This window comes from Zooshikella sp. RANM57 (genome assembly GCF_050749885.1).
In the GTDB taxonomy this organism is placed as follows: domain Bacteria; phylum Pseudomonadota; class Gammaproteobacteria; order Pseudomonadales; family Zooshikellaceae; genus Zooshikella.
Genome location: NZ_JBOIUB010000020.1, coordinates 41238 through 55391, shown reverse-complemented (window position 1 = coordinate 55391; position 14154 = coordinate 41238). Strand labels below are relative to the sequence as shown.

Annotated in this window: 12 protein-coding genes; 6 read left to right on the top strand and 6 right to left on the bottom strand. The window is 38.5% G+C overall.

The genetic code is table 11. From position 1 onward, the window contains the following. Positions 1-63 precede the first annotated feature (63 nt). The gene (locus ACQ96U_RS24900) at positions 64-594 is read left to right on the top strand and encodes a hypothetical protein (protein ID WP_431723983.1); all 531 of its coding nucleotides are present in this window, start codon (positions 64-66) and stop codon (positions 592-594) included. A 178-nt stretch (positions 595-772) separates the two neighbouring features. Here the strand turns inward: ACQ96U_RS24900 and ACQ96U_RS24895 are convergent, their stop codons facing one another. The 4 genes from ACQ96U_RS24895 to ACQ96U_RS24880 all read right to left on the bottom strand — a co-directional run bounded on the left by ACQ96U_RS24895 (position 773) and on the right by ACQ96U_RS24880 (position 3789). Next, the gene (locus tag ACQ96U_RS24895; RefSeq protein ID WP_431723982.1) at positions 773-1174 is read right to left on the bottom strand and encodes a hypothetical protein; all 402 of its coding nucleotides are present in this window, start codon (positions 1172-1174) and stop codon (positions 773-775) included. A 212-nt stretch (positions 1175-1386) separates the two neighbouring features. Next, positions 1387-2127, bottom strand: a complete 741-nt coding sequence (locus tag ACQ96U_RS24890) for a substrate-binding periplasmic protein (RefSeq protein WP_431723981.1) — start codon at positions 2125-2127, stop codon at positions 1387-1389. Between the two features lie 8 nt (positions 2128-2135). Continuing rightward, entirely contained in the window at positions 2136-2576 is a 441-nt protein-coding gene (locus ACQ96U_RS24885; protein WP_431723980.1) for a BLUF domain-containing protein, read from the bottom strand. A gap of 163 nt (positions 2577-2739) precedes the next feature. Next, the gene (locus tag ACQ96U_RS24880; protein ID WP_431723979.1) at positions 2740-3789 is read right to left on the bottom strand and encodes a methyltransferase domain-containing protein; all 1050 of its coding nucleotides are present in this window, start codon (positions 3787-3789) and stop codon (positions 2740-2742) included. A gap of 175 nt (positions 3790-3964) precedes the next feature. Between ACQ96U_RS24880 and ACQ96U_RS24875 the strand changes: the two genes are divergently transcribed. Next, positions 3965-5122: a retroviral-like aspartic protease family protein gene (locus tag ACQ96U_RS24875; protein ID WP_431723978.1), complete on the top strand. Its 1158-nt coding sequence runs from the start codon at positions 3965-3967 to the stop codon at positions 5120-5122. A gap of 79 nt (positions 5123-5201) precedes the next feature. Here the strand turns inward: ACQ96U_RS24875 and ACQ96U_RS24870 are convergent, their stop codons facing one another. After that, positions 5202-6587, bottom strand: coding sequence for a TRAP transporter large permease (locus tag ACQ96U_RS24870; protein ID WP_431723977.1), 1386 nt, complete (start codon positions 6585-6587; stop codon positions 5202-5204). Then, a complete protein-coding gene (locus ACQ96U_RS24865) occupies positions 6587-7201 on the bottom strand; it encodes a TRAP transporter small permease subunit (protein ID WP_431723976.1) in 615 nt (204 codons plus the stop codon). Before ACQ96U_RS24865 ends, ACQ96U_RS24870 begins: the two co-directional genes overlap by 1 nt. 559 nt (positions 7202-7760) lie before the next feature. Between ACQ96U_RS24865 and ACQ96U_RS24860 the strand changes: the two genes are divergently transcribed. From ACQ96U_RS24860 to pstB, 4 genes are all read left to right on the top strand, one after another. Further along, entirely contained in the window at positions 7761-8741 is a 981-nt protein-coding gene (locus ACQ96U_RS24860; RefSeq protein ID WP_431723975.1) for a PstS family phosphate ABC transporter substrate-binding protein, read from the top strand. 238 nt (positions 8742-8979) lie between these two features. Continuing rightward, entirely contained in the window at positions 8980-11256 is a 2277-nt protein-coding gene (locus ACQ96U_RS24855) for an ABC transporter permease subunit (protein ID WP_431723974.1), read from the top strand. 34 nt (positions 11257-11290) lie between these two features. Next, the gene (gene pstA, locus ACQ96U_RS24850) at positions 11291-12958 is read left to right on the top strand and encodes a phosphate ABC transporter permease PstA (protein ID WP_431723973.1); all 1668 of its coding nucleotides are present in this window, start codon (positions 11291-11293) and stop codon (positions 12956-12958) included. A gap of 108 nt (positions 12959-13066) precedes the next feature. Beyond that, positions 13067-13867: a phosphate ABC transporter ATP-binding protein PstB gene (gene pstB, locus ACQ96U_RS24845; RefSeq protein ID WP_215819025.1), complete on the top strand. Its 801-nt coding sequence runs from the start codon at positions 13067-13069 to the stop codon at positions 13865-13867. The last annotated feature ends 287 nt before the right edge of the window (positions 13868-14154 follow it).

Below are 14154 nucleotides of genomic sequence, written 5' to 3'. Positions count from 1 at the left end.
AAAACAGTTTTTACTATGCTTTCCAAAGATAGATTCCTGTGACAATACGACTTTGACAACCGCATTCTCGCAGTTTCTATCTTTGGTACAACCTACCATTCTCAGCCAAAAACTGTCCACAGTATTGTTTTAGAAACTGTCGATAAACTAATTAATCAGTTTGAGCCAAGTAAAATTGGCGTTCGACTTTCGCCACTTGGATCGTTTAATGACATTGCGGATGATGAAGCTGAGGAAGTTGCTTTATACGTACTTAATGAGCTAAACAAACGAAATATAGCGTATATTCATTTAAATGAACCAACTTGGGCGAATGGGCAGCCTTATACAAACACCTTCAGAGAAAGAGTAAGGCAGAGCTTCAATGGTGCAATTATTGTTTGTGGAGCCTATGACAAAGCGCGGGCAGAACAGGTCGTAAACGCTGGCTGGGCTGACTTGGTTGCTTTTGGCAGACCTTATATTGCTAATCCAGATTTGGTAGATCGTTTTAAATCTAATTCAGAATTAAATGAACCTGATCCAGATACATTCTACGGCGGTGGCGCAAAAGGTTATATTGATTATCCTATACTTCAAGCAGCTCTAGCGTAAGCGAAATAATTTTGAAAATCATACCATTATTGTTTTAGTGACGGCATTGTAAGTTGAACAGGCGACAGTTCATCGATATTAAATCCAGGTTGCCGTATTAATGCGGCAGCCTGGATTTAAGGAATGAATAGATTGATTCTTAAAAATAATGGACTCGTTAACAGAGTAAGCTCTTTACTCAGTGAACAATGACCTCATATTCTTCTCCAGAGCCAAAGAGAAAAACACGTCCAGGACAACCTTGTTCATCAAAATCATACCACTTTGCATGTTGTTGGCCGTCAATTGACTCGGTATAACCACAGCCTCTGGTTTTATCTGGTACATTTTGATTCCAAAAAATATCGCAGCCGTTATTTGCAACAAAACCAGTTGCAGTCGCTGATGTGTCACAGCCGTTTGGCCAAATACAGGTAACAGTCCATATCGTTGCACAATCAACTTCAACGTTAGTTTGTAGCGTATCATGTAACTTTTGTGTTACTAATTGATTATTCTCGACAGTGGTAAATCCTTGGCTAAATGCTAAAGCGGACAATCCAGCTGTAACTAAAAATATAAATCCTTTTAAAAAAACCATAATAAATCTCCCTATTAATTTCTTACATAGCGTTAACAGGCTCTAGTAACATTGTTACATTTAAGTACTATAGCTGTCTTACAACATTGTACGCCCTATAATGGTGTGAATTTTGGACTACTGAAAAAAACTATCTATTATCAATAGTGCGCTAATCAACGGTAAAACTCAATGGGAATGTTTACTGATGGAGAGTCTTTTGGGGGGACATGTCAGTCAGTGGATAAATAGCTTTGAAGGATAGATTTATAGATACCTGATTGTTTCATCGCCAATAAGTTTCGGTTGAATAAATCTTTTAATTTTTTATTAGTAAACCCTGCCTGTTGATAAATTAGAGGAAATATTCTATGTATAGTGTAAGGCTTTTGTGTATCTAGACCTTCAGACTGAAGTTTCTTTTTCATCCACAGAAAAATGGATAGATCACATACGATAACTTTAGTTTTATTTTGCCAAAACATTTGGTTTTGAAGTTTTTGAGAAGGAACTTCAAACCACAACGCTTTATTTTTTTGATAGAGTATTTGGTATTGTTTTCCCAGTACTTTAGATGCCCCCTTCCATGCCAATAAATCAAGACCATTCAGATCATTGATTGTTGCTATAGTAAGATTATGTTTCTTTAGTGTTATTACCACATCATCAAGTGCTATGTAAGGTTCAGAGTAGAACAGTTGTTCATATTTTTTATGGGTAAATGCTGATGCATTGATTTTAGATTTTCGTAGATTAAAATCCATAGCGGTATTAGACATTGGTATAAATTTTAATTTATAATCTCCTTTTTTGAATATATAGGTGAATATGTCATAAAGTATACCTTTTTGATTGAAGGCATAAGGAGGTTTATCATTAGGAATACCAATTGAAATATAGTCAGCATAGGTAGTATTTAACCAGAAAAGAACTGATAAAATAACCAGCTTTTGGTGAAGGGTGGGTGTTATCATTACGTGGCTTATATTTTTTCAGTGTTTTTAGAAAAGCCAAAGTTTTTAACGAAAAACTGTATTGCTGTAGATATATTTTCAAACTCACTTGAAGGTAACTTATCAAACTCAGCGAGCTGATTAAAGCCAGGAATTGTACATTCTAAGGTGTTCTTAGTCATACGTTTAAATCCCATACTCCAGTCAGGAAAATCTCTGTGATAGGTTAACTCGGTATGAATAAGGGTAATACCGTAGTGTCTTTTATCTTCGCAAATAGTCGAAAATAGGTTTTCAACGATATCTCTATTACCTTCTAAAAACTGAATAATAGTACAGTCACAATATAGCAATAATCCGGTTATATAGAGTTGGCTATTATTTTCTCTAGCGCTTTTTAGTAAGGTAATAAGCTCTTGCTCGGACATTGGCGCTGTAGCTGAGCTAACGTAAATAAGTTTAAAGATCATTTTGCCTAAAGGGGTCCATCCCGTATCAAGAACACCTCTAAAGTATATTGAATAATTCCTATTGTGTATAGGTAAAAGATTTTTTAATAGAAATCAAATGAAAATTTATCAAGTGTAATCTTGACAAGCATTTTTCACTTTTTCTCACGAGGACATGAAAAATTTAGCAGCATCCTTGATTATTATTGGTGATAGTTATGGACTTATCAAAAGGCATATCAATACCGCAGTCCGAAAATGGTCCAAAGTGATGAGTAAAGTTTCCCATAAACTCAAAATGTGGTTTAAAACGAGTTTCATTTAACATTCGCCAAGTATTTCCACACACAGAGTAAATTTTTCCTTTTTCAAAAATATGGTGTTTATCAAGTGTTATTTCTTTTTCAAAGAAAGGGACAGTTCCCTTATATACAACAGCTTGACCATAATCTTCACAGTTATCATCCAGATTGGTTAATTTGAAAAGTCGGTAAGTGGCTGAGTAAAAATCGATATTGTTTACTTTCAGTTGTATTTCAGGATTTTTAATTAAAATAGGGCGGTCACTCACTAAACGAGGGTCTGTGAAGCCCGTTTTTTTGGCTATAGATAAGAAGTCTTGCCAATATAGGGCTCCGCTGAGGCATTCTCCGTAAAGCGCTGTATCGTTCTGTAAATCAGATGGTATTCGACGACTAGCGTATACATCAGAAAAATAAAGTTCACCACCATTTTTAAGTAGCTTATAAGCTTGTTCAAATACCTTATTTTTAGCAGGCGACAAATTAATTACACAGTTAGACACAATAATATCAAAACTATTTGGCTTCAGTTCTAGCGAAAGTAGATCTTCGATATAACCCTGGTAAAATGTAACATTGTTTTTCTCATAGCCAAATTGTTTTTGATGATAGTCTTTGTATTTGTTAGCAACAGCAATTTGTTCATCTGTCATATCGACGCCATGTACCTGGCCTCTTTCTCCTACGAGATGAGCTAATACATAGCAGTCACGTCCACTGCCACAGCCAAGATCCAGCACATGGCAGTCATTTAATAAAGCAGGTACCACAAAGCCACAGCCGAAATATCGGCTTTTAACTGCTTCATGAACCAGTGCCATGGCTTGTAGAATATCAGGCGTGGGTCGATCAGTAGTCGTACATGCGTCAGTTTGAAGGTCCTGTGAACGTTTTAAGACTTTGCCATAGTAGTTTTTGATATGATCTTGCATAATATCTCTTTCTAACTGGTTGCAGTCAAAATGAGCTTTCCTGTCTCATATATTACAGATATGACTGTTATTGTAAGTATACTTTAAAGGAGCCCTTTAATTGAAACATTGCATTTGGATGTATGTGTAATCATTATAGTCTTAATTACTGCTATAGATCAGTATGAGCAACACAGTGAATAAAATACTTAACTTTCTCGTCGTACTAAGTGCAGGTGTTACCATTGGTTGGTATGGACACGTTTTATGGCAAGAACTCAATGAGTACGATAGACAACAGTTGATATCTACATTTGATATACGTCAGGTCATTGAGACTGAGCCGGTTCAGACTCCTTCGCTCCAGGCATCCTATTGGCGAGCGTTCCAAGATGCCTTATTAACAAAAGACAGTCAACTAATTATTAACTCATATCATGCATTGGTACTGAGTAATCCTGTTATGCAGCAGGATGCAGATATACTTCTAAGAGAGTATCTTCAAGGCGAGTTTAATGCCAAACGATTTGTATATCTTATACCATTACTGGAAGCACTTTTAAAAAATTATCCACAAGATATTACCACTTGGAATATCCTTATTGAGAGTTATCTACAGTCTGCAGATATACGGCAAGCAATTTTCACACTGTATAAGCTTGAGAGTAACCTTGATAACTATGAGGCTATTGAGAAGGTAAAATCTAGAATAAAGCTTTTAGTGCAAGCTTATGATCAACAGCTAATTGAAGATAATCAAGTCACTCAATTACTGAAGTTTTATGAAGAATTATCATTTATTGATGAAAGTAATTATAGTTATTTATTCAGAAGAGCAGAGCTTTTTGCTCAGTTAAAGGATTACTCTCAGGCACTGAGCTTGTTAGACTATTTACAAAGTGACTATAAATGGGGGGCGGCCGCAAAACGTTTAAAAGATAAAATTCTGGAAAAAATGAGAGCTAAAGATGGTATTTTACTGACTAGGCATGGTGAACACTTTATTGTGCCTGTTGAATTGAATAGTCAGTATAAGCTGAATCTGTTGATTGACACTGGAGCAAGCTTATCAGTTATTTCAAGAGCATTTTTTCAAAACGTTATTGGAAATAATGTCGCTCATTATCAAAGCCAGGTTAGAATGAATACCGCTAATGGACAAGTAATTGCACCTGTTTATCGATTTAAAACTATATCTATTGCTGGAAGACAGGTGAAAGATATTGATGTGGCTATGGTCGATATGCCTGAATCAAATGCTTATCAGGGATTATTAGGCATGAATTTTCTCAAGTTTTTTCAGTTTGAAATGGATCAGGAACAAAGTTTACTGTTCCTTGACCCTAAGCATTAGAGCACTGCTAAAAATGCAATTTTTTCATGATAGTGAAGTTAACTGTGCTCTTATATCAATATTCATTTTAAAAGTTAATTTATTGGATGCCATAAATTTGTTCAGGTAGCCATGTAACCATTTTTGGCCAACAGGCTAAAATAATCAACACAAGTAACTGTATTATAATATAAGGTATTACTCCCTTGTATATTTGTGTTGTTCTTACGTTGTTTGGTGCGACGCCGCGTAAATAAAATAATGCGAACCCAAAAGGTGGCGTGAGAAAAGAGGTTTGTAAATTCACGGCAATCATTACGCCTAACCAGATAGGGTGTAGACCCATTGCTAATAACACAGGGCCAACAATAGGCACGACAACAAACGTTATCTCTATAAAGTCAAGAATAAAACCAAGTAAGAAAATGACAACCATGACAATGAGTGTTGCGGTAAAAACGCCTCCTGGCATTGTTTGGAAAAAGTGATGAATGACCTCATCTCCGCCATATGCTCTAAAGACAAGTGAAAAAATAGATGCACCGATGAGAATCATGAAAACCATACATGTTACTTTCGTTGTTGACTGCACCACTTCAGAAAGTTGTTTCATGTTTAATTGTTTCTTGCTAAAGGCTAATAGTGTGGCACCTAATGCGCCTACTCCAGCCGCTTCTGTTGGCGTTGCTATTCCTGCCAATATGGAGCCTAATACTGCAATTATTAAAAATAATGGCGGTAATAAGTTAGATAAAAGAGAGGTTTTGCCATTTGTGCGTTGATATAATTCCTGGCGATCAATGGCTGGTGATGTTTCTGGTTTTATTAACGCTAAAATAAATTGAAAAACAACATAAAAAAAGACAAGTAATAAGCCTGGAATGAGTGCACCAACAAATAAATCGCCTACAGAAACAGTTTTTAGAGAATATAAACCTAAGTTTAATTGCGCTTGTTGATAGGCGCTTGATAGTACATCGCCTAGCAGTACGAGCGCAATGGAAGGAGGGATAATTTGACCAAGGGTGCCTGTGGCACAAATTGTTCCTGTGGATAACGAGGGGCTGTAACCTTGTTTTAGCATGGTTGGTAATGAAATTAAGCCCATAGTTACCACGGTCGCACCAACGATTCCTGTGCTGGCAGCTAATAACATACCAACAATGGTCACAGAAATGCCTAAGCCCCCAGGAAAACGGCCAAAGATTACTGCCATTCCTTCTAAAAGATTTTCTGCAATTTTGGATTTTTCCAACATGACGCCCATGAGTACAAAAAGTGGTACTGCCATGAGCGTCTCATTCGTCATTGTGCCATAAAGTCTGCTCGGTAGTGCCGTTAAAAAAGAGGTATCAAATATACCTGTTAATATACCCCCACTGACAAATAATAAGGCTGTGCCTGCAAGAGAAAATGCTACAGGGTAACCAAGTAACAGCACAAAACAGACAACTACGAACATTAGAAGTGGAATGAGTGCGTCCATTATACATTCACTCCTGTTTTATGTGGGTGATTCCACGCGTTAGCCAGAATTAGAATTGAGCGGAAGAACTCAGCAAAACCTTGTAAAATAAGTACACTACTCATGACAAGTATTAGGGTTTTTAATAGAAAAACACCTGGGATTCCACCTGGCTCATTTGAGCTTTCCAAAATTTGCCAGGATTTTCCTACGTAGTCCCAGCTCATGATGCCAATAAAAAAACAGACAGGTAATAAGAAAAATAGTGAACCTATAGCATCAATGAACGCTTGGCGTTTTCTGGACATTTTTCGGTATAAAATGTCCACTCGAACGTGAGCGTTGTGTTTAAGCGCATAACCGCTTGCGGTCAGAAAAATAAAAGAATGTATATAATGAGCGGATTCTTGTAATGCAATAGAGCCGATATTAAAGACATATCGAAGCAAAACAACTAGAAATATAGACAACATAAGTAGCAGTGAAAACCAAGATACAAAACGACCGATGTGTTCTGTGAGAAGGTCTATCTTCGTTGTTGTTTTAAAAAGAATAGTGAGTATTTGATTAGATTGAACGTTGTGCGTTGGGTGGTTTGATGGAGTATTATTAGAATAGTTGTTGTCTTTAGTCATTATTATTATCCCAGGTTACAACACGTGATATGCCTTTTGGTTATGACTTTAGAAAATGCTTTTTTTACACTGTACTTAAAACATCATGAATACTTGGTATATTGGCATGTTAAAATGTACAGTTCTTACCCTCAGAGCTAAATAAAGAAGTTAATCCATTTAATTTCTTCGTGTTTAATATTCCAGCATTTACTAATATTTTTATTTTTCGTTCTGTTTTAAGGTTCATATACTATATAAAAATGGTCATCTCACCATGTTTAATAGCCACAGTTTACCAGCTTTGTGTCGTAAAAAACCTCCAATGCGAGTATTGAATGAGGTCTTGATTTCTTATTATTGTGACCAATTATACTTGAAATGACTATAAAAATGCCAAAAACCTTTAATACGTTTGGTATTCACTGCACATGGGCTGTACAAATTTGCATCAGTTCTCTTTTTGCGCGAATGGGCGTGACTGTCTAAGTAGCTTAACATAATTGTCATATTGCATTCATATAGTTTGCGCATAGTCAACGCACATCACCGCTACTAAAAAAACTTGCAGGAGACTCAAATGAAACTGAAAGCATTTATTATTGCGCTGTCAGTTGCCTCCATGGGGATTACAGGCAGCTCTGCTATGGCAGCTTCACAAGTAGATACTAATTTACCTGAATATAAGAAGGCGAGTGGCGTATCAGGAAATTTATCAAGCGTTGGTTCTGATACATTAGCAAATTTAATGACGTTATGGGCTGAGGACTTTAAAAAGACTTATCCCAACGTCAACATTCAGATACAAGCCGCTGGCTCTTCAACTGCACCACCTGCGCTCACTGAAGGGACTTCAAATTTAGGTCCTATGAGCCGTAAAATGAAAGATAAAGAGCTCGAAGCGTTTGAGAAAAAATATGGTTATAAGCCAACCGCTATTCCTGTCGCCATTGATGCCTTAGCGGTTTTTGTTAATAAAGATAACCCCATCAAAGGTCTAACGATAGCCGAAGTCGATGCTATTTTCTCTTCAACTCGCAAATGTGGTGCAAAAGGCACAATAGAAGCCTGGGGAGATGCTGGTTTAGAAGGACCTTGGTCTAAGAAAAGTATTCAACTGTATGGTCGTAATTCCGTTTCAGGGACCTATGGTTACTTTAAAGAAAAAGCACTTTGTAAAGGGGATTTTAAGAACAATGTGAATGAGCAGCCGGGATCTGCTTCTGTTGTTCAGGCCGTTAGTGCTTCAGTGAATGGTGTAGGGTATTCTGGGATCGGCTATAAGACATCAAGTGTAAGAACAGTGCCATTAGCGCGTAAACTTGGTGGTAAGTTTATAGATGCAACGCCTGAAAATGCCATAAAAGGTGCGTATCCCTTATCACGCTTTTTATATGTCTATGTGAATAAGGCGCCAAATAAACCTTTAGCACCTCTGGACCGAGAGTTTATTAAGCTTGTTTTATCTCAGCAAGGACAAGGTATTGTTGTTAAAGATGGATATATTCCATTGCCTTCACAGGTTGTTATGAAAGAGCTCAAAAAGTTAGGCATTAATTAATGTGATGCCATGTCAGGTAGAGCTTAGACATAAAGGCAGTCAACGCTGCCTTTATGCTTTTTAAAGAAAAGAATCAATATCATGTATGACTTTTTATTCTCTATATCTAGACGCGTTATAGCACAGTGATTACTTTTAATGGAGTGTTGAATTTGCCTTAGAAAATCGCGCAACAGTTCAAGTTAAGGTCAATTAATTGTAACAAATATGTCATATGACGTCGGTATGGTACTGCTGCATGAAACCATATACATCTAAGTACAGCTCAATTGTAGACTTCTCAAGTCCAGCGCTTAAGCGCCATAAAATGCTGCGTCACTTTAAAGACAAATTAGCCGAGTGGGGTGTAGCTGTTGGTGGTGTTGGTGTTATTGTGGCAATTTTGCTGATTTTTCTTTACTTGCTATATGAAGTTGTACCCTTGTTTCGTTCTGCCAGTATTAATTCTGTGGCGACTTACTCTTTGCCCGCATCATCAGCAGAAAAAAATCTATATTTTGCGATGGAGGAGCAAGCTGAGATTGGCTTGAAGCTGGATAGTAATGGGCAGGTAACCTTTTTTAAAACGAATACTGGGAGTGTTATTCATACCGAAACAATTCCTATACCTGAAGATGCATCGATTACCAGTTTAGCCGAAGCTGATCCTGCAACTCATGTGCTTGCTTTAGCTCTTTCTAATGGTCAGGTTATTGTTTTTAAACATGAATATGATATTCAGTTCGGTGATGATAATCAGCGGACAATCAGCCCAAAAATTAGTTATCCCTATGGTAAAGAATATATATCCTTAGCAGCCGGTACGTCTTTTTCACATCTGGCATTAAGGGATACTGACGAGGCGTTAATTATCGCTGGGGCTGGAAAAGATGCTTTTGTTGTAAAAGCGTTAAATAAGGAAGAAAACTTTTTATCGGGCGAAGTCACGTTAACAGAGCAATTACTGTCTGTACCTAAATTACCAGGAACAATTAATGGCTTATTAATCGATCCTGAACAACGCTGGATTTTTGCTGCTTTAGAAAATGACCATTTGGCTATTTTAGATATTAAGGATAAAGATAAGCCTGTCATCAATGCTGTGCTTGATGTGACTGAAGATGGATCCAGTTTGACTTCTATGCATTTCTTGTTAGGAGGCATCTCGTTATTACTGGGAGACTCTTCAGGCCATATCAATCAGTGGTTTTTTGTCAGAAGTGAAACAAATGAATGGCAGTTGAAAAAAATTCGAGGTTTTCAATTGGGCCAAAGTGCGATTGTGAGTATTGCACCTGAACATAGGCGAAAAGGTTTTGTGGCTGCCGACGCTCAGGGCAATATTGGTATTTTTTATACCACAGCACAACGCACGTTAATCAAGCAATCCATTACAGATCAATCAGTAGCAGGTATTGCTATCTCTCCGAGGGCAAATGCGTTACTGGTAGAAAATCAGCAAGGTGAAGTCAGTTTCTGGGATGTTAATAATACACATCCGGAGGTTTCCTGGTCTGCGCTATGGGACAAGGTCTGGTATGAAAGCTATTCTGAGCCAAAATATATCTGGCAGTCTTCTGCAGCAACCAATGACTTTGAACCCAAGCTCAGTTTAATGCCATTATCATTTGGCACACTGAAAGCTGCATTTTATGCAATGTTATTGGCCGCACCATTAGCAATATGTGGTGCTATTTATACGGCCTATTTCATGGCACCAGCAATGCGCCGTAAAGTTAAACCTATCATTGAGCTAATGGAAGCATTACCCACGGTAATTTTAGGTTTCTTAGCGGGATTGTGGTTAGCCCCGTTTGTTGAAAATACCTTAGCAGGCATATTTGTACTGCTACTCTTTATGCCAATTGGTATGTTGTTATTTGCTTATATTTGGGCACAGCTACCTGGCAGTATTCGTCATAGAATTCCTGACGGTTGGCAGGCCGCTATTTTAATTCCAGTGGTTCTTTTAATTAGTTGGATCAGCTTGCAGCTAAGTGCGCCGATTGAGAGCTTATTTTTTGGTGGTGATATTCGTCATTGGATAAATGAAGCCACAGGGCTTAACTACGATCAGCGCAATGCGCTGGTGGTTGGCTTGGCTATGGGCTTTGCTGTTATACCTACCATTTTTTCCATTGCTGAGGATGCAATCTTCAGTGTTCCTAAGCATCTTACCTATGGCTCCTTAGCCCTTGGTGCAACGCCATGGCAAACCTTAGTCAGGGTGGTGTTATTAACGGCAAGCCCAGGTATTTTTTCTGCATTAATGATTGGTTTAGGGCGCGCTGTAGGCGAAACAATGATTGTTTTGATGGCGACGGGTAATACGCCCATCATGGATGCCAATATTTTTGAGGGAATGAGGACTTTAGCGGCCAATATTGCTGTTGAAATGCCTGAGTCTGAAGTAGGCAGTTCGCATTACCGTGTTTTGTTTTTAGCGGCCCTAGTGCTTTTCTTATTTACGTTTGTCGTGAATACCTTAGCAGAACTGATTCGGCATCGATTACGTAAACGTTACAGCTCTCTCTAATTAATTGACTCTCTGACGATGGAAAGCGTGTCTTATGCGCATAGGATTAAAAAACTGGTATAAAAGTGGAGAGCCTTGGGTTTGGCTAAATGCCGGGGCTGTTGCCATTAGTATCATTATGGTTGTTGGCTTACTTGCGCTGATAGCCATTCGAGGTTTAGGGCACTTTTGGCCTGCTGATGTTTTTCAGGCTAATTATGCCGTGCCAGGTAAAGAGCCTGTCATTATTGCTGGAGAGGTGGTTGAATCAGAAGAAGTTTCCGTTCAACGACTACGTGATTCGGGTATATCAATTTCTGATAATGATATTGAATTCATGGAGCGCCAGCTCATTAAGGTGGGTAACCGTGATGTGTATGGCAGTGATTTCCAGTGGATTTTGCCCGCTTTTTTACAGCATGTAGATCTTCCCAAGAAAATCATGGTGATAGAGCGTCGTGAGTGGGGAAATTTCTATGGTTTTTTAAAAGAAGTCAGAGAGGGTGACAAGCCTATCTTAGATGACAAACCATTGTGGGATACTTTCCAACAACGCATTGCCAGGGCTGAAGAAATACACGATGCCATTTATGAAATAGAGAAGCATCAAATAGGTCGAATCAATGCTTCACTTGAACGTTTACGGCTGCAAGAGCGTCGACTTGAGTTAGAAGCTAAATTGACTGATGTGGCTCAAGCCCAGCTACAGTTAGAGCGTGCTGAGTTTCAACAACAATATAAGCAGCTTGAACAGCGTTTAGGTGAGTTGTACCAGCAGTTTAATCAAGACCACTTTGTAGCCGAAACGGTTGATGGTCGGCAGGTGACGCTGTCTATTGGTAGTGTGGTAAGAGCTTTTCAACCAAATGCAATGTCACTGCTTGATAAGATTGCGCACTATGGTGACAAGGTCTGGGAATTTGTCGCTGATGATCCACGTGAGGCGAATACTGAAGGGGGCATTTTTCCTGCTATCTTCGGCACAGTGATGATGGTCATTCTAATGTCGGTCATTGTGACGCCTTTTGGGGTTATTGCTGCTGTGTATTTGCGGGAGTATGCACACCAGGGTGTAGTGACACGCATGATCCGTATTGCTGTGAATAACCTTGCAGGTGTTCCTTCCATTGTTTATGGCGTATTCGGCTTAGGATTTTTTGTTTACTTCATGGGGGCAGCGGTTGATGAGACATTTTTTCCTGAGGCGTTGCCAGCACCTACATTGGGTACACCAGGTCTGTTATGGGCTTCAATTACACTAGCGTTGCTAACATTGCCTGTTGTTATTGTGGCGACAGAGGAGGGCTTATCACGTATCCCTCGCTCTGTACGTGAAGGTAGTTTAGCGTTAGGTGCTACTAAGGCTGAAACGTTATGGCGGGTGGTGTTGCCTATGGCCAGTCCAGCGATGATGACAGGTTTGATCCTTGCAGTTGCTAGAGCGGCAGGGGAAGTTGCTCCATTGATGTTGGTGGGTGTGGTTAAATTAGCCCCCTCTTTGCCACTGGATGGTAATTATCCCTATTTACACTTAGATCAGAAGTTCATGCATCTGGGCTTTCATATTTACGATGTTGGCTTCCAGAGTCCGAATGTGGAGGCTGCCAGACCACTGGTTTATGCCACTGCATTATTACTGGTGGTTGTAATTGCCATATTGAATTTATCTGCGGTGGCAATTCGCAACCATTTACGAGAGAAATATAAGGCTTTGGAAGTCTAACTAACGAGTTTCCATTATAATGTTAGCAAGAGTGCAGTTATGTCTGAGGCAACGGTAGATTTAAGTACTGATCAGCAACAGGCTGATAAAAAGGCGCATGCAATTAATATGCAGTCTCTTGGTCGAGTAAAACAGGATTTAGACATTGGTTCTGAAACAACATGTTTGGATATCAATGGTCTCAACCTTTTTTATGATGAAAAACAAGCGCTGTATGATGTATCAATGAGTATTCCGCAAAAACGTGTTACATCATTCATTGGTCCATCAGGCTGTGGTAAGTCGACTTTATTACGCACCCTTAATCGGATGAATGATTTAGTCGATGGGTGTCGGGTTAATGGAAACATATTGCTTGATGGTCAAGATATTTATGCAAAAGGTGTGAATGTAGCTGATCTTCGTCGTCGAGTTGGCATGGTATTTCAAAAGCCAAACCCTTTTCCCAAAAGTATCTATGAAAATGTTGCCTATGGATTGCGTATTCAAGGTATCAATAAAAAACGTATTCTTGATGAAGTTGTAGAGTGGGCCCTTAAGGGTGCTGCACTTTGGGAAGAAGTGAAAGACCGTTTACACGAGAGTGCGTTAGGTATGTCAGGTGGTCAGCAACAGCGTTTGGTGATAGCCCGGACCATTGCTGTAGAGCCTGAGGTTTTGTTATTGGATGAACCAGCTTCAGCATTAGACCCTATCTCTACATTGAAAATTGAAGAATTGATTAATGAATTAAAATCAAAATATACCATTGTCATTGTGACACATAATATGCAACAAGCCGCGCGAGTATCAGACTACACTGCTTTTATGTACATGGGAAAATTAGTGGAATTTGGTGATACAGATAGCTTATTTACAAATCCTAAAGAAAAACAAACCGAAGATTATATTACCGGACGCTATGGCTAAGCGTTGTTAAACCTTGGTACATTTTTTAAATTGAGCGTTTGCGAATATCATAATTTTGTGCTTGCAGGTGGTTTAAATAGTTTGTAGTAATAAGTAGTTAAGCATATACCCTATAAAGACGATTTATCATGCTATGTCATTACTAATGTATTTACAAAGACATTATTTACTGTCCATTAATTATACATAATATGGATATTGGTAATTAAGTTGATGTCATTGTTTGGACATGCAAAAAAATCATTTGTGTTAACATTAAAGGGTATGCTATTTCGAAATACCATCCT